Origin of the sequence: Shewanella inventionis (genome assembly GCF_014641855.1) — a bacterium.
Classification (GTDB): Bacteria; Pseudomonadota; Gammaproteobacteria; order Enterobacterales; family Shewanellaceae; genus Shewanella; species Shewanella inventionis.
Genome location: NZ_BMII01000027.1, coordinates 30,671 through 47,161, shown reverse-complemented (window position 1 = coordinate 47,161; position 16,491 = coordinate 30,671). Strand labels below are relative to the sequence as shown.

At 41.5% G+C, this 16,491-nt stretch carries 15 protein-coding genes and 1 pseudogene; 3 read left to right on the top strand and 13 right to left on the bottom strand.

Annotated features, from left to right (window positions below; genetic code table 11):
• Nucleotides 1-5: 5 nt before the first annotated feature.
• The 12 genes from IEW93_RS15675 to IEW93_RS15620 form a co-directional block, all read right to left on the bottom strand.
• Nucleotides 6-638, bottom strand: coding sequence for an NADH:ubiquinone reductase (Na(+)-transporting) subunit D (locus IEW93_RS15675; protein ID WP_188740236.1), 633 nt, complete (start codon nucleotides 636-638; stop codon nucleotides 6-8).
• Nucleotides 638-1,423 (bottom strand): Na(+)-translocating NADH-quinone reductase subunit C, encoded by a 786-nt coding sequence (locus IEW93_RS15670; protein ID WP_188740235.1) that lies wholly within the window; start codon nucleotides 1,421-1,423, stop codon nucleotides 638-640. The genes IEW93_RS15675 and IEW93_RS15670 overlap by 1 nt, the downstream gene beginning before the upstream one ends.
• Nucleotides 1,416-2,615 carry an NADH:ubiquinone reductase (Na(+)-transporting) subunit B gene (locus IEW93_RS15665; RefSeq protein ID WP_188740234.1) on the bottom strand — a complete coding sequence of 400 codons (1,200 nt, stop codon included), beginning with the start codon at nucleotides 2,613-2,615 and terminating at the stop codon, nucleotides 1,416-1,418. Before IEW93_RS15665 ends, IEW93_RS15670 begins: the two co-directional genes overlap by 8 nt.
• Nucleotides 2,615-3,949, bottom strand: a complete 1,335-nt coding sequence (locus tag IEW93_RS15660) for a Na(+)-translocating NADH-quinone reductase subunit A (protein WP_188740233.1) — start codon at nucleotides 3,947-3,949, stop codon at nucleotides 2,615-2,617. Before IEW93_RS15660 ends, IEW93_RS15665 begins: the two co-directional genes overlap by 1 nt.
• A gap of 409 nt (nucleotides 3,950-4,358) precedes the next feature.
• On the bottom strand, nucleotides 4,359-6,431 hold the full coding sequence (locus IEW93_RS15655) for a TonB-dependent receptor domain-containing protein (protein ID WP_188740232.1): 2,073 nt from the start codon (nucleotides 6,429-6,431) through the stop codon (nucleotides 4,359-4,361).
• A gap of 173 nt (nucleotides 6,432-6,604) precedes the next feature.
• The gene (gene luxS, locus IEW93_RS15650; RefSeq protein WP_188740231.1) at nucleotides 6,605-7,114 is read right to left on the bottom strand and encodes an S-ribosylhomocysteine lyase; all 510 of its coding nucleotides are present in this window, start codon (nucleotides 7,112-7,114) and stop codon (nucleotides 6,605-6,607) included.
• A 98-nt stretch (nucleotides 7,115-7,212) separates the two neighbouring features.
• A complete protein-coding gene (locus IEW93_RS15645) occupies nucleotides 7,213-8,313 on the bottom strand; it encodes a TRAP transporter substrate-binding protein (protein ID WP_188740230.1) in 1,101 nt (366 codons plus the stop codon).
• A gap of 385 nt (nucleotides 8,314-8,698) precedes the next feature.
• Complete coding sequence (locus IEW93_RS15640) at nucleotides 8,699-8,998, bottom strand: BolA family protein (RefSeq protein WP_188740229.1); 300 nt, start codon at nucleotides 8,996-8,998, stop codon at nucleotides 8,699-8,701.
• 131 nt (nucleotides 8,999-9,129) lie between these two features.
• Entirely contained in the window at nucleotides 9,130-10,545 is a 1,416-nt protein-coding gene (locus IEW93_RS15635) for a DASH family cryptochrome (protein ID WP_188740228.1), read from the bottom strand.
• 100 nt (nucleotides 10,546-10,645) lie between these two features.
• Nucleotides 10,646-11,293 (bottom strand): alpha-ketoglutarate-dependent dioxygenase AlkB family protein, encoded by a 648-nt coding sequence (locus tag IEW93_RS15630; RefSeq protein WP_188740227.1) that lies wholly within the window; start codon nucleotides 11,291-11,293, stop codon nucleotides 10,646-10,648.
• A 16-nt stretch (nucleotides 11,294-11,309) separates the two neighbouring features.
• Nucleotides 11,310-12,278 carry a magnesium transporter CorA family protein gene (locus IEW93_RS15625; protein ID WP_188740226.1) on the bottom strand — a complete coding sequence of 323 codons (969 nt, stop codon included), beginning with the start codon at nucleotides 12,276-12,278 and terminating at the stop codon, nucleotides 11,310-11,312.
• A 36-nt stretch (nucleotides 12,279-12,314) separates the two neighbouring features.
• Complete coding sequence (locus IEW93_RS15620; RefSeq protein ID WP_373284937.1) at nucleotides 12,315-12,641, bottom strand: winged helix-turn-helix domain-containing protein; 327 nt, start codon at nucleotides 12,639-12,641, stop codon at nucleotides 12,315-12,317.
• Between the two features lie 193 nt (nucleotides 12,642-12,834).
• Between IEW93_RS15620 and IEW93_RS15615 the strand changes: the two genes are divergently transcribed.
• From IEW93_RS15615 to IEW93_RS15605, 3 genes and pseudogenes are all read left to right on the top strand, one after another.
• Nucleotides 12,835-13,524 carry a PH domain-containing protein gene (locus IEW93_RS15615; protein WP_229706705.1) on the top strand — a complete coding sequence of 230 codons (690 nt, stop codon included), beginning with the start codon at nucleotides 12,835-12,837 and terminating at the stop codon, nucleotides 13,522-13,524.
• Nucleotides 13,517-15,145 (top strand): PH domain-containing protein, encoded by a 1,629-nt coding sequence (locus IEW93_RS15610; RefSeq protein WP_188740224.1) that lies wholly within the window; start codon nucleotides 13,517-13,519, stop codon nucleotides 15,143-15,145. The genes IEW93_RS15615 and IEW93_RS15610 overlap by 8 nt, the downstream gene beginning before the upstream one ends.
• 228 nt (nucleotides 15,146-15,373) lie before the next feature.
• A pseudogene (locus IEW93_RS15605) lies at nucleotides 15,374-15,904 on the top strand (DUF924 family protein).
• Between the two features lie 18 nt (nucleotides 15,905-15,922).
• Here the strand turns inward: IEW93_RS15605 and IEW93_RS15600 are convergent.
• Entirely contained in the window at nucleotides 15,923-16,354 is a 432-nt protein-coding gene (locus tag IEW93_RS15600; protein WP_188740223.1) for a universal stress protein, read from the bottom strand.
• Between the last annotated feature and the right edge of the window lie 137 nt (nucleotides 16,355-16,491).

Below are 16,491 nucleotides of genomic sequence, written 5' to 3'. Positions count from 1 at the left end.
TGCGTTTACCCTTTTGCTTCAACTTGCTCTGGCTTATAAGTACGGATCAACCAAATCAAACCACCGATCAAGAAGAACGCACTTGGTGGAAGCAGTAATAAACCGTTAGGCTGATACCAACCACCGTCAGAGATTTTGCTGAGGATTTCTACGCCAAATAATGAACCATTACCAAATAGTTCACGCACAAAACCAACTGATAACAAAATAGCACCGTAACCTAAACCGTTACCGATACCATCCATAAAGCTCATCATTGGGGGTGTTTTCATAGCGTAAGCTTCTGCACGGCCCATTACGATACAGTTTGTAATAATCAAACCAACGAATACCGATAACTGTTTAGCAATCCCGTATGCATAAGCTTGTAATACTTGGTCAACCACAATTACCAATGAAGCAATAATGGTCATCTGTACAATAATACGCACGCTACTAGGAATGTGATTACGAATAAGCGAAATAAACAGGTTAGAAAACGCTGTTACCGCCGTTAACGCAATCGTCATTACTAATGCTGTTTCCATTTTACTGGTTACAGCAAGCGCACTACACACACCCAAAATTTGCAGTGCAATTGGGTTATTGTTAATAATCGGTCCGGTCAGAACCTGTTTAAGTTCTTTAGCGTCAGCCATTAGCTTAACCCTCCGTTGCGTGCTTTAGCGATAAAGCTTGCAAAGCCTTCTTTACCTAACCAAAACTGCAATGAGTGTTGAACACCGTTACTGGTTAAAGTTGCACCAGAAAGTGCATCCACACCATGTACAGAGCTAGCCACTGCAGGATTTTTAGTTACGCTGATAGCTAAGTCGCCTTGAGCATCGAATAACTGTTTACCTTTCCACAATGCTTTCCATTTTGGATTTTCAACTTCACCACCTAAACCCGGTGTTTCAGCTTGGTCGTAATACACTAAGCCTTGAATCGTGTTTAAGTCAGCTTCTAAAGCCAAAAACGCATACATGGTCGACCATAGGCCATAACCATGAACAGGTAGAATAACGCTGGTTAATTTACCTTCGTCATCACGAACTAAATAAACAACGGCTTTATCAGCTACGCGCTTAATTGAAGCGATGTCGTTTTCAGGGATAGAAGACATGCTTGTGTCACGCGATGCTTTACGTTGGTCGTAAAGATTCGCATCACCTTCTGCAAACTCACCGGTTTTTAGGTCAACTAAACGCGCTTCAACATACTGATTATACTTGCTCAGAATGTCTTGCTTTGTCACTTTACCTTCTTTGGTGTTGATTAAGCTTGCCGCTTCAAGAATGTACTTTTGCTTATCGAGTAGCTTATTTTCTTGCTGAGTTGGTTTTAAAACAACCGCAGCAGTCGATACAAGCACAGAACAAATAAGACATAAGCCGACAACAACAAATAGCGTTCTACCGAACGAATCTTTATTACTAGCCACGAGCAATCCTCCGCTTGATATTTGCCTGTACTACGAAATGGTCAAATAAAGGAGCAAATAGGTTAGCAAATAGGATAGCTAACATCATACCTTCAGGGAATGCAGGGTTAATCACACGGATAAACACAACCATTGCACCGATTAAGAAACCGTAAGCCCATTTAGCAGTATTAGTGAACGAGGCAGAAACAGGATCTGTCGCCATGAACATCATACCGAAAGCAAAACCACCAAGTACCAAGTGCCAGTGCCAAGGCATAGCAAACATAGGGTTAGTGTCGCTGCCAATGGCATTCAACAACATTGAAATCGCCACCATACCTAACATCACGCCGCCCACAATACGCCATGAAGCGATGCGAGTGTAGATGATGACCAAACCACCTAACAAAATAGCAAATGTAGAGACTTCACCAACAGAACCAGGAATAAAGCCCATAAAGGCATCTAACCAGTTTGCATTTGAGCTGTAGTCAAAAGTACCTTGTGCCGCTTGGCTCAATGCTGTTGCGCCAGAATAGCCGTCGGCAACTACCCATGAGGTATCACCAGACATGCTTAATGGGTAAGCAAAGAACAAGAAAGCACGGCCTGCTAAGGCTGGGTTTAAGAAGTTACGCCCTGTACCACCAAAGATTTCTTTTGCTACAACCACACCAAAGGTGATACCTAAAGCCACCATCCATAATGGGATAGTAGCGGGTAAGGTTAAGGCAAATAGTACAGAGGTGACGAAGAAACCTTCGTTTACTTCATGTCCACGCACAGAGGCAAACAGTACTTCCCAGAAACCGCCGACAACAAACGTCACTGCGTATATCGGTAGGAAGAAACAGGCACCATAAAACATCAAGGATGCTACGCCTGAATCAGCGCTAAGCTGTGCACCCAATAGTTCAAATAAGCCAACTTGCCACACATCTGGAGTACCAAAACCGGCTGCCAGAGCAATTTGCGCTTGTAGGCCTACGTTGTACATACCAAAAAACATCGCTGGGAATGTACAAGCCCAAACCGTAATCATCATACGTTTTAGGTCAAGGTTATCGCGAACATGGGTTTTACCGTGGTTCACTTTACCTGGAGTGTAGAATACAGTAGCTGCCGCTTCATAAAGGGCATACCACTTTTCGTACTTACCGCCTTTTTCAAATTGCGGTTCAATACGCTCGATAAAATCTTTCAAGCTCATTAGCCTTCCCTCTCGATCGTATCTAGACAATCACGTAAATATGAAGCGTAATCATACTTACCTGGACATACGAACGTACACAATGCCAAATCTTCTTCATCTAACTCTAATGCGCCTAAACGAGCTGCACCATCAAAGTCCCCAGAGACAAGGTCACGAAGTAGCATAGTAGGTAAAATATCTAACGGCATCACGCGTTCGTAGTTACCAATCGGTACCATTGCACGATCAGAACCACCCGTACTGGTGGTCATGTTAAACAAACGTGATGGGCTTAGGTGACCTAAAAATGCACGAGTGATAGAGAACTTGTTGGCACCTGGCATTGCCCAGCCAAACAATTCTTTTTCGGTACCTTCTTCAAGTACACTCACTTGCTGATGGTAACGACCTAAATAAGCATGAGGTCCAACGGCTGTGCGGCCACTTAATACCGAACCAGACACAACACGTACTGCATCACCTACGGTTTCATTTGCAGTAAGTTCAGCCGTGCTTGCACCCAATACAGTACGAACTAGACGAGGTTGTTTTGCACTTGGACCGCCAATAGCCACTACACGCTCAGTGTTTAACACACCTTGGGTGAATAACTGGCCAATCGCAATCACATCTTGATAACCTACATGCCATACACTGCGGGTTGCAGAAGCTGGGAGAACATGATGAATGTGGGTACCCACTAAACCTGCTGGGTGTTTACCCGCAAATTCTTCAACTTGCGCGTTAGCTGCAGGGATATCAGCACCTGACGCTTTACATAGGTAAACTTTACCTTCAGTTAATCGTGCTAACACCTTAAGGCCATTAGCAAAATCGTCTTTATGTTCAGCGATGACTACCACAGGATCGGCAGCAAGAGGTTGAGTATCAATTGCAGTAACGAAAATACCAGCAGCAGTAGCATCTACAGCAGGCACTTTACTGAAAGGGCGTGTACGCAAAGCGGTCCACAAACCTGATTCAATCAGATTATCACGAACTGCCTGGCCGTCTAACGTGTCTAGTTTATCTGCATCATATTGAGCAAAAGTAACGCTATCGTTACCTTCTACAGCAATAACTACAGACTGAAGTACACGTCTTGCACCTCGGTTGATTTCTAATATAGTACCACTGGCTAAAGCCGTATATTTAACGCCTAAATTCTTTTTATCTTCAAAAAGAACCTGGCCTTTTTGCACTTTATCGCCCACTTTGATCTTCATCGTTGGACGTAAGCCAATATACTCTTCACCCAAAGTAGCTACGTGTCTAATGGCTGGGCCATTATGGATAACTTGCTCTGGTCCGCCTGCTATAGGCAGTTCCAATCCTTTCTTAATTGTAATCATATCCACAAGCACTACGTTTGAAGGAAAGACAATGCGCCACGTTCCGCTGCAAAAACAAAGTATTAACAAATACTTGCCATTTGAGCTGGCGCAGATTTAATACGAAAATGCGATCGCAATCACGCTGGTCGCGCGCATTTTACCGTAAATATGAGACTATCGCCACGAAAATTATAGGTGTTTTCATACCTATACCTTAGTCGAACGATAGAATTTAACTCGAGCTCACTGTATAAAGTAAGTGTTTGAAACCATCACGACAAATCTTCAATTTGACATACTATAGCATTAATATTTATCGAAATAATTTTATCTATCTTGTCATCCAAAAAAACAGCAACTCACGTTTTAGTACGCTTGAGTTGCTGATATTGTTTTATTTATTGAATAAATTTCAGTGAGGCAAGACTTAGAAACGAGCTTGATATCCAATATAGGTTGTCATTTCTGATTGAGCCTGACGGCCAGCTACTGTTCTACTTGCCACTAAGGTTTCGTCAAATAAATTTTCTACACGCAAATACACTTCATGCTGCTGAGTAACCTGATAACTCGCAGCAAGATCGACTTTCCACTGACTATCAACAGCACCAAAGTCATTTAGATTACCTGCATATTCTAATTCTGACTGGTATAGCGCCTGTGCTATTACAGAGAGATCCCCCACAACAACACCAGAACTTAACGTTAATTGCTGTTTAGGTACCCAAGGTAACTGAGTATCACCATCAAAACACCCATTGTAACTTGAGCAATAACCAACATCAGACTCAGCTTGGGTGTATTGATATTTTGCTTTTAAAGGAATGGAGAAACTGTCAAACATCAAGCCATATTCAACAGAAAAATCAAGACCGTTTACCGTTACATCCTCAATGTTTTCTTGCAATGTAATTTGCTCAACACCACAAACCATACCAAACATACAACCTACATGTTGATTATCATAATCATGCATATAGGCGGTCATAGCCAACGCTAATGAGTCTTGCTTGTAAGCTACGGCTAATTGATATTGCAATGCTTCTTGCGCTTTTTGCTCAAGGTTTCCAGCTGATGCTGCAGTCCAAGCTTGTTTAGCCTGTGCTGCTGCAGACCAGCCCCCAGCGGTATAAGCCACTTCAACTGAAGGCATCCAACCATCGTCAGAGAAGTCTGCAGACACCAGATCATAATCATCACTGACACTACGAGAAACGCTTACATGCTCATACCCTAACCCTAAATTGACTGACAATTGGCCATAGTTGAGTTTGGTATCTACCGCGGACAAAAATGAAGAAGCATCATCTTTGTATACCGCAATAGCGGCATTATCACTGGCTGACGTTAACGATAAGTCTTGACCCCACATCCAATCTTGGTTGCCTAACTCCATTTCAGCTTTATCAGTATGATAACGAGCACTGTATGTCACTTGATGCTCACCATACATACTCACGCCTTTGGTTTGCACGCCAAATCCAGCAAAATCGTTATCTTTAGTTAATGCACCTAAGTTCATGCCGTCTGTTGTTGGGGTGATTTCAAACGCCGCAATCTCACTTAACAAAGCATTACTTATCGTTTGACCATCAACAAACATCATGTCCGCTGTTTTTTGTGAATAGGTTTGATAATAAAAATCGGTTGCGACTGTTGACGTTTTCGACAATAACAGTTTATGCGCTAACACATAGCGTTGGCGCTCACCGTCAGTAAAATCAATATTTGCAGCAGCATAGCGTTGATTTGGGACTAGCTCAAAATCAGTGTTGGTTAAACCGAGCGTACCTTGCTGTGTTTCTTGGCTAGAGTACTGATAACTGAATTCTGTGGTTTGTTTATTTCGCGCCCCTGGTAGGCTATCAGCATCAATCTTGAACATAATATCGGTTTGTTTGGTATCAGCATCTTTATCTAATGCATAACCCACTTCATCCGATGCCGATTGATAATCAAGGGCCAATAACATGCCGTATTCTTTAGTGGTACCGCTAACGACAACACCACCGCCATAGTCGGCGTCATCATTAACCTCAACATTAAACTTACCAGCATATTTTTTATCACTGATCGCAACAGACTGATATTCAAGTTTACCAAAAGCAGCTTCTGAGCCATCGACCACACTAGTCATGCCAGACAGGGTCGCACTTTGTTGTTGCTGTAAATTGGGTTGCAATACTAAATTTTGGCCAGAATATGGCGCAGGAGAAAAGAAAATACCATCTTGCATGATTGCAACACCGTCAGATACGCCACGATGCATTAACTCAAGGTTAGCTTGAGAAGCGCCAGGCAATACAGTTGCACCAGTTAGACCTATGGCAATATCACTTTGGCGATAATGAAATTGATGTTGACTTGATTGCGCTATATCAAGCTGATTATTTGCTTTATCAATTGATTCAGTAACGGTTTCAGCAACAGCTTGAGTTGAATGGCAAGCAAAAAAGACGGCTGCCGCAATGACTGACAAGCCAAATGGATGGTTAGACATGTTTATCTCCGTATATGTGTCTGGTCGTGCAAAATACAATATCTCTTATTATGCTCGATACAATAACGGTTTCAGTGACATAAAAACAGCATACTGATAACGTTTAATCCATAATTTGGCGATTTAATAACAAAAAAAGCGGCCTAAGCCGCTTTCTAATGCTAAATAAATGTTTATAGATTACCTAAAATTTCATCGCTTAGCTTTAAATCATCATTTAGGTTAACACTTACACCAGCAGCAATAATCATTCGGGCAATGTCTTGTGCTTCCGTTAGAGAATGCATTTCGTAAGTACCACATTGATATTCATTCAACTCAGGAATGTCTTTTTGATCAACCACATTAGTCACATCAACCATAGCAGCAAGCCATGCATCGGCAACGGCACTTTCAGACGGCTGACCGATCAAACTCATGTAAAAGCCTGTACGGCATCCCATTGGCGAAATATCGATAATTTCAACACCGTTACCATTTAAGTGATCACGCATAAAACCGGCAAATAAATGCTCGAGCGTATGAATACCGCGCTCGCTTAAAATGTCTTTATTCGGCGCGCAAAAACGCAAATCAAACACAGTGATTGCATCGCCACTTGGGGTGCTCATGTGTTTTGCAACCCGCACAGCAGGAGCATTCATGCGAGTATGATCTACGGTAAAACTGTCTAATAAAGGCATTGTTCTCTCCAGAATATAAAGTTAATTGGCGATGTTTCAGCTCAATATCTAAATAATATCACTATTGCGGCTACGCTACAGCTTGTGTGTGCATCATTTTATTCAACATGGTTTAAGGCAGCTTCTGTATAGTTAAAGTAACGTTTAACAGACGCTTCATTCGTTAGATATGCCTGTAATACTTTAGCAAATAATGGATCTTTAGCAGCCTCTTGCGCCAACACCTCATCTCGTGCATTTTTTAACGCAAAAATCACAGCGTCTGGAAACGGCTTAACCGTCACGCCATGTTCATTAATCAGAGTGTCCATTGCAGATATATGGCCTTGGGTGTAATCGTCAAGCATATCTTGATTCACCGCACGAGCAGCCACTTTAACAATCATTTGTAAATCATTTGGTAATGCTGCAAACGCTTGCTTATTGATTAAGAATTCCATGGTTGAACCCGGCTCGTGCCAACCGGGATAATAATAATATTTAGCCACCTGATTCAGCCCTAATGGTAAATCGTTATAAGGTCCAACCCATTCGGCGGCGTCTATCGCCCCCGTTTGTAATGCGCCATATAACTCTCGACCAGCCAAAGCATCAACTGGCACTGCACCCAACTTTTTGAGCACTTCACCGCCAATGCCTGGCAGGCGCATTTTTAGCCCTTTAAAGTCGTCCGGAGACACAATAAGCTTATTAAACCATCCGCCCATTTGCATGCCCGTATTACCTCCAGGTAAAGGTAAAATACCGAATGGTTGATAGACCTCCTCCCACAACTCTAAACCGCCGCCATAAAAAAGCCATGCGTTCATTTGTTGAGCGGTTAATCCAAAAGGAATTGAAGAGAAAAACTGCGAAGCCGGGGCTTTGCCTTTCCAGTAATAAGCAGCGCTGTGCCCCATTTCTACCGTGCCAGTGCTAACACCATCAAAAACAGATAATGCCGGCATCAACTCCCCTGCACCATAGACATCAATTGATAAACGCCCATTAGACATTTGCTCAACTAACTCAGCAAACCGCTCAGGAGCCATGCCCAAACCTGCAAGATTTTTGGGCCAAGAAGTTGCTAAACGCCACTTAATCACTTGATGTGGTATCACAGATGATTCAGTAACAGGCGTCGACATAGGTGGTTCTGGTTCACAACCTAATAAAAAAACTAACCCGATTACCCAACCGGCCTGTTTCAGCATACCCATGATAATATCCTTAGTTTTTAGAGCATAATGGTTGCTCTACATCATAAAAATCAACCTCATAGCGACAAGAACAATGCTTTTAGTAACCGAAAAATTAACGAATGCACAAGCGTTGACTGACGGTAAACGAGCGGTGAATACATCACTGCGTCAAATTTAATAAGAGCGATACTCGTTGCGCAAAGTATGAACGGTTTAATCTGCATATCGCATATTTTGCACCATGTTAAGGTTAATTTAACATATTCGTCACATCTGGCAACGATTGCACCAATAAAAAAACCTCACTAACTTGTGAGGCTTTATCGCTTAACGTACTGATTAAATTAATTTTGTTATCTCAAGCTGAACGTTGATATTAGTGAATCTCAGCGAGTGTTAACCCCTATCCTTTGCAGTTAGGTGTTCTTGGTACCGCATCTAATGACTGCCATTCAGCTTCAGTGTAAACATTAATTGATAAGGCATGTACACCGCTTGCTAGTTCATCTGCTAAAGCTTGATTAACTAAACGATGGCGAGCCAATAAACGTTGCTCGTTAAACAGCTCGCTGACAATGACTACTTTAAAATGGGTTTCTGAGTTAGGCGGCACATGATGACGATTACTTTCATTAATCACCTCAAGGTGCACTGGTGCAAAGGCTTGACTCAATTTATCTGTAATGATTTGTTCGACAGACATAGTGATACTCTTGTTAATTCATATCAATGAAACCGAAGGGTACTGGTTTGCACAATAAAGGTCAAACAAGCAAACCAAAACTGATTAGCAGTGCACAAAATATGACGTGCCAAAAAATACCAATCGCTTTATTAACAAGGCCAATCGGCCATGTCGACACCATCAAGTTCGCTAACGAGCTTAATGCTATTTTGCTGCAAAGCCACACTGCCAAGCCAAGCTTTAATAAACTGACCTTGAGGATCATATATCTGTTGCTGCTTGGCGAGATTAAACCGTCTAGATCCTCGAGGATCGGCCCCCACACCAGCTAAATATTGCCAATTACCCCAATTAATTGCTACATCATAATCGATTAATTGTTGCTGAAAGTAAGCCGCACCGTAACGCCAATCACATTGCAATTCATGAATTAAACAACTGGCCACTATTTGTCTTCCACGATTAGACATATAGCCTGTTTGATTTAACTGCGTCATTAATGCATTTACTAGCGGGTAAGGAGTGGTTGCCGTTTTCCATGATTGCAACCGCTTGGCATAAAAACTGGTTAAAGGCTTTTTGCCCGTTATCCCTGAAAACCAAAATAGTTTGTTGTTAAATTTATGTGCATACCAATGAAAATATTCGCGCCACAATAACTCATATTCAATCCATCGAGATGACTCATTAGCCCCATGTTGCGATTCAAATTCGTGTAATGCAGACAACACTTGTCGAGCAGATAAACAGCCATTAGCCAACCAAGGAGAAAACTTAGTTGAGTGCTCCCATCCAGCGAGTTCGTTTCGCACAATTTTGTAACTGTGGGCTAAGTTTGATGCAAAATAACTTCCTAATTGCAGTTTGCCTTGTAATTCGCCGCCGCTAAAGACATTACTAAGCATATGTGTTTGTGGTAACCAATCAGGATAAGCGACCCATTTTTGTATTAATTTATCTTGTGACTTTAGAGCAACCATAGGCGGCAACCAAGTGACTTCATCTTTCACTGCTTCAAAATGGCTGTTGTTCACTAGTTTTCGAAATTGGCTAAAGCTAGGTGGAAGTTCATCTAACTCAAAAGGAAGTTGCTGTGAGCTAAACAAGGTTTGGGTAGTAAATGTTGTAAATTCAGTATTTGAATCGCACTGTTGTTTAATCGCTTGCCATTTGGCGCGCTCATCTGCACCGCCATGGTCGCTTCGGTAAACTCGCGTAATATCATGAGTGTTAATTAAATATGGTAAACACAGCTGCGCCTGACCATACATTATATGCAGTTGCTGACCATATTGACTCAGTGCCTCGTCTAACGCTTGCAACGACTCAAGTAAGAATTTTAGCCTATGTTTCCCCAAATACTGTGCTTGGTATTGGGCCTTTGCAAACCATTGCGGCTCAATGCAGTACACAAGCATAAGCTGTTGAGCATTTTGGGAAATATCTGACAAAATGGCATTGTCAGCTAAACGAAGATCATCGCCAAGCCAATAAAGCGCCTTAGCTTTTTTGGCTGAGGACGTCGTATTACAGTCAGTTAAAGGTTGAACGTTTGCGTTACTCATGTATGACAGCCCTTATCAGGTGTTTTATACCTCATTGATACGGTAATAAACGGCAATAAGGTTCAAAACAGGCTGCTTTTTATCGTTAACTGGACTGAGATTAGCGGTAGTATTGAGGGGTAATATGCCTAAAGGTAAAGTTAATCCTAGGCTCGGTCACTTTAAGTCGCTTTGGTAACGCGTGTTGCCAATCTTGCTGCATACCTGGATGCATAATCAACAAGTCACCTGACGCCAAAGCAAAACTCACTTTAGTTTGTGTTTTTTTATGGCGCACAACAAAGTCTCTACAGGCGCCAAGCGTTACAGAAGCAATAGCAGACCCTGCTACAATTTCAGGTTCATCATCACTGTGCCAGCCCATACAGTCTCGCCCATTAGCATAACAATTTACGAGTACTGAATTGCTTTGTAGTTGATGGTCAGTAAGCAATTTTTGACGTAATCGGCTAAGTACCTTAGGCCATGGCAAGGCACTAATGTGCAATTTAGAATAATGATAATCACAACCTGGATCGCCAAACCAAGCTTGCGTACGCGGAATGAGGTGCTGTTTACCAAAGACCTCAATCGACACTCTTTCTAGTGGATAATGAGTGACTTCATTTAGTAACAACTGTTGCTGTTTACTGGACAAAAAACCTTTAATCCAGGTCACGGGGGGCGTTACTGCGTGATGCCTATGACCATTAACATCCAAGCTACTTTGTGGTGCGTCAAAGTCAAACCCTTGTTGCCAACCTGACAAGTTTGCCTCCTTGGTATTAAAACCAGCGCTTTAATTTAGCAATCCACAAACCAGATACGACAATTGCTGCCATTATGATCAATATTGCATAATAACCATATTGCCATGTTAACTCTGGCATATGTTGAAAGTTCATCCCATAAATACCCGCGATGACCGTTAGGGGTAAAAATATTGCCGTCACTAAGGTTAAGGTCATCATCACCCGATTAGTTTTATGGGCACTTACCGAAATAAAACCATTAATTAAATTACTCACCAGACCTTGGTACAAACTGGCACGACTCGATAAACGCTCAAATTGATTATACAAATAGCTTAACTGTTGATAATCAAACTCAATATGTTTTTGCGCTTCATTGTCTAACATTTGTTGCAAGAGTTCTTCATGATAGGTAAACGAGCGCTTTGCCTTTTGCAACTTACTGCTGTAAGCCAGCAGTTCTGCAAGTAAGTCGTCGCTTGATGCATCAAAAATCTCATCTTCTATGTCATTTAAGCGTTCTTCTAATGCCAGCATTACCGCTAAAAAATCTGTCACAATTTGGCGCATGATCAAAAAACATATCGAGCTCATATTTTGTGATTCAATGCTACGTTTATCATTTAAGCGCTCAATAACACTATTAACACTCATAGAGGATGCCAAATGCTGAGTAATTAAAAACTGTTGATTGACGTGTATCAGTAAGTGACTTCGGTCGAGTAAAAGATACGATTCTCGCGCCTTTAACTCATGAGTTAATAGGTAAGTATGATCACTATAAAATTCAATTTGAGGAGGGTGCCGCTCTCTATGAGCGTCATCAAAATCTAGGTTATCAATACCAAACTGAGGGTTATCTTGAAAAAATGCTCGATTATTCGGTCCATTAATATCTATCCATATTAAATGGAGTTCAGGATCATATTGCGCCATCAAATCAGCGTCACCAGATGATAACAACAGCCCTTGAGTATCAAATAATAAAATGCGAATGGTCATAATAGACTCAGAATAAACAAGATTAACACTCAATGTCTAACACGCTACGCCCTGACACTCACCCTCTTCTATCACTGATTGTATCAGTTGAAAATGGCTGCTTACCCATGCGCTGCTAATAGGCCCCCAAGTTGAAATACGATAAAATCCCTCATTATGTCGCTGACCATGTTGAATAAAATCAACTTGAATACCAATATCAGAAAAAGCTGAAATAGCATCCTGCAAGGTTCGCCTTGGCATGCCTGTTAACTTTTGTAAGCTTAATAAATTATGTTGTTCTTCATCGAGCAAATGCGCTAAATACAGCTTTCTTAAGAAGGCTTTTTGCGACTTACTGGCCTCACTAAGCTCAGAAAACATCATGATAACGTCCTATAAATAGTAGCCCTTAACTTGAAATTACTGCATGTGTTGCCCTGCATGCAAGTAATATCAACTGCTAAGCAATAATCAAACTGCGGCTTGAGATAAACATTTACAACCTTGAGATCGCAAATTGCCCTAAAACCATGGCAGTATGATAAGGATACGGTAACAAAGGTATAACATAATAATGAACATGGACCCGACACAAAAAAGCCAGCCTTTAGTCGCACAAGCCTCAGATTCAACAGCTGAGTCTGCGGCAGAGTTAAATCATTATCAACATGGCCCAAAGTTAACCCAGGTACAATATACCCCTTTAGCCGAATTAACTTTGCAAGCCGTTGATGCTAACTACCCTAAATTACTGTTGATTATTAGCATCACCATCGCCGTGATAATCATGCTAGCCCTAGGCATTGTCAGCCAAATTGCCCTCAACATCCCAATCAATGTAACCTTATCTATATTAACTGCTTATGCTTTGCTTGCATTGATTATCATTAAACTTATCCACCTAAAAGCTAAGCGGATAAGCTATGGGGTATTTGAGCATGAACTGGTATTGCGTGAAGGGCTGTTTTGGGTATCCACAACGGCATTACCTTATACCCGCTTACAACATGTTAATGTATCTCAAGACCCACTAGAGCGAAAATATCACCTTGTCACATTAAAATGCTTTAGTGCTGGCAGTGGCGTAGCAGAAATTGACCTCCCCGGCCTCAATGCTGACCTAGCCGAGCATCTTCGCCAGCATTTATTGGTAAAGGCAGCCACGAGTCATATGCCACAAAAAAGTGCTGCAATGCCAGACTCGCAAGCTCAGCAAAACAACAACTCAGAGCATGTAGACGAGGTTCGCCCTCATCATGAATAATCAACACAATATGACACCCCAAAATGTAAATATTGCTGATAATAGCCATCATTTTGCGGAGCAACTCACCCACTGGCAGGCATTATCGCCATGGTCAATTATTACTTATATTTTCAGCACCCTTAAAGGCATTCTTAGCAATGGATTTGCAGTGATACCCTTAGTGTATACGGGCTGGAAACAAGGATTTGATGCCCAATGGTTCATCATGGCTGTAGGTGCATTAATCATCCTTGTGAGCATTGCTGCCACCATAGAATGGCGAAAATTTCGTTTTCGTTTAAATGGCGAACAACTCGAAGTAAAACGTGGGCTTTTTTTTACTAAAAAAGATGAAATTCCATTAAGCAAAATCCAAAACATTCGCTTTGAACAACCCTTTTATTTTAAACCCCTATCACTAGGCACGTTAATCATAGAGACGGCCGGCTCCAAAAACGATGAAGCGCAGCTTGCCGCACTAGATACCTTACAAGCACAAACACTTAAACGCTTATTACTCAATTTAAAACGAACCATCCATACACACAATGAGCCTATAAACAATGGCGCAAATCAAGATACCGAGTCCGTAACTCATACACAGTCATTAATAGAAGATGACTTAGCTGAAAATGACTCAAAACCCATCGTTCGTAAATCATTTCGCGATTTATTATTGTTTGGTTTTTATCATAATAATTTTATTTGGTTTGCCGTTATTGCAGGTCCCATCGCTGGCCAAATCGATATGGAAAAGATATTTGACTCACCATTAGCCAAACAATTTTGGCTATGGATTGAAACCCAAACCCATCAAAACATCGGCTTACAAAGCTTATTTTTTATTCTTGGCGCACTGTGTTTATATGGACTCTTTTCGCTTATTTCGATTATCGCCGCCGTATTAAAATATTATCCTTATAAACTCGACAGACACGACGACACCTTACAACGCAGTGGCGGCATAATTTCACATCAACAAGATGCATTAGCCATCAAGCGGGTACAACTTATTCATGCCCAGCAACCTGCTTTAGCGCGCCTATTTAAACGTTGGACCTTATATTTTAAACAGGTCAAAGGCCAAGAGGTTGAGCAAAAAACCAAGCAACATATGCTTATACCCAGTGTACAACCCAGCGAAGTTGAAGCCATATTAACAGCCATGCCAAAGCTCAGTGGCGGCGCCAGCGCTTTACCCGATAAATACACACAAATCCACATCAATTGGTTTACAAGAAGAGCACTAATACCACTGGCAATCGCAATTTTGATATCAATAATTGGCGGGCTCAATGGGCGCAACTTACACTTTTTTGAAACCACCTGGCTCATCACATCAGTGATTATCGGTTTAATGTATTTACGCTATAAGCATTGGGGATATGTACTGCAAGATAAGGTGATTTGGCAGCACACAGGTTTATTAGGCAGGCAATGGAAACGCATTGCTTTTGACAAAGTACAGCATGTTAAAATAACCCAAACTCAAGGGCAAAAACGGGCAAGGCTTGCTTATGTTGAAGTCGGTCTTGCCAGCGGAAGTGTGGTGTTTCCTTACATTCCAGCGCATATTGCAGATCAAATTGTATCACGCTCACTGCATTCGGTGAGTCGTAACTCGCAAAACTGGATTTAAGTAACCTCAACTCTGGATAAGAGATGTATTGATAACGATATAAATCAATAGATTGACTAAAATCCACTGTCAAGCTTGTGATTTGTTTTGCTAACAAGACGAATTAACGCGTCAATAGCTAGCCTATTGCAAGTTAATTCAACGCAGTGAGGAAGGCAAAGGACTGCTTGAAAGGCGTTTGTTATCCAGAGCTGAGGTTAAGTAAGCACGATAAACTAAAGGGCAACCATGGATATCAGCTCTAACGACATCATTGATTTGTGGTTTAAACAAATAAGCCTCAAACAATGGTGGCTAAAAGACGGTGAGTTTGATGCTTTAAATTCACAGCTTTACACGATGCAGCAGTAAAAGGGGAGTTATACTCGTGGCGCAAAACGCCTTTAGGTCGTTTAGCTGAAATAATCGTATTAGATCAATTTTCCCGCAACATTTACCGAAACACCCAGCGTGCATTTATTGCAGATGCAACCGCATTCGTGCTATCTCAAGAAGCCGGTGTCCTTGGATGCTTAACACAACTCCCGCCACAACAAGCGCTATTTTTAATCATGCCGTATATGCACAGTGAATCAACATTAATTCATCAACAAGCATTACCACTTTTTGCCCAATACGCCCCAAACAATCTAGCGATTGAACAAGATCACCAAGCGATTATTACTCAATTAAAGCTACCCTCACCGTAATGCAATTTTAGGACGCACCTCAACCCCAGCTGAAATCGACTTTCTAAATGAGCCAGGGTCAAGTTTCTAGAGTCTGTTGTGGTTACTTTTACTTAACCACTAACACTGGGCACTTGGCTTTGTTTGCGACTTCTTCAGCCACATTATCATGTAAAAAGTGAGCAAGCCCAGTTCGACCATGGCTTGCAATCACCACCATACCAATCTCGTCGCTATTCGCTTCGGCTAAGATTTCTGTAATTGCATCACCACGACGGATAACCGTCTCGATTTTTAAATCGGTTTTTAACTGAGCCAGCAATTCATGCATTTGTTTCGCTGCAGCGTCTTCCATTGATTGGGCCAATTCTTCTGGCGTAATAGCAAGTATCATATAGTTTTCATCACCAAGAGGTTGATCGACTACATGTAAAATACGGATGCCAACATGATATAAATTGGCCATTTCAATGGCATATCGTAAAGCATGTGACGCCGTATCAGAAAAATCTGTAGGCCATAAAATATTTCGTGTACGCATTTTGTTATCCTCCTAACACGTGAACCACAAAAGAGTGAATTAACCACTTACTCCTTTACTGCTAATACAATCAATTTGACTCTATTAACATCCTTCACTCCTCTTATATTTAGTGTAGACATGAATACGTGACTTTT

Bases quoted from the DNA above. Each gene is read 5' to 3' on its own strand.
- IEW93_RS15655 (WP_188740232.1), bottom strand. From the start codon at position 6,431: ATGTCTAACCATCCATTTGGCTTGTCAGTCATTGCGGCAGCCGTCTTT.
- IEW93_RS15675 (WP_188740236.1), bottom strand. From the start codon at position 638: ATGGCTGACGCTAAAGAACTTAAACAGGTTCTGACCGGACCGATTATT.
- IEW93_RS15645 (WP_188740230.1), bottom strand. From the start codon at position 8,313: ATGGGTATGCTGAAACAGGCCGGTTGGGTAATCGGGTTAGTTTTTTTA.
- IEW93_RS15640 (WP_188740229.1), bottom strand. From the start codon at position 8,998: ATGTCTGTCGAACAAATCATTACAGATAAATTGAGTCAAGCCTTTGCA.
- luxS (WP_188740231.1), bottom strand. From the start codon at position 7,114: ATGCCTTTATTAGACAGTTTTACCGTAGATCATACTCGCATGAATGCT.
- IEW93_RS15665 (WP_188740234.1), bottom strand. From the start codon at position 2,615: ATGAGCTTGAAAGATTTTATCGAGCGTATTGAACCGCAATTTGAAAAA.
- IEW93_RS15610 (WP_188740224.1), top strand. From the start codon at position 13,517: ATGAATAATCAACACAATATGACACCCCAAAATGTAAATATTGCTGAT.
- IEW93_RS15600 (WP_188740223.1), bottom strand. From the start codon at position 16,354: ATGCGTACACGAAATATTTTATGGCCTACAGATTTTTCTGATACGGCG.
- IEW93_RS15620 (WP_373284937.1), bottom strand. From the start codon at position 12,641: ATGTTTTCTGAGCTTAGTGAGGCCAGTAAGTCGCAAAAAGCCTTCTTA.
- IEW93_RS15635 (WP_188740228.1), bottom strand. From the start codon at position 10,545: ATGAGTAACGCAAACGTTCAACCTTTAACTGACTGTAATACGACGTCC.
- IEW93_RS15660 (WP_188740233.1), bottom strand. From the start codon at position 3,949: ATGATTACAATTAAGAAAGGATTGGAACTGCCTATAGCAGGCGGACCA.
- IEW93_RS15615 (WP_229706705.1), top strand. From the start codon at position 12,835: ATGAACATGGACCCGACACAAAAAAGCCAGCCTTTAGTCGCACAAGCC.
- IEW93_RS15625 (WP_188740226.1), bottom strand. From the start codon at position 12,278: ATGACCATTCGCATTTTATTATTTGATACTCAAGGGCTGTTGTTATCA.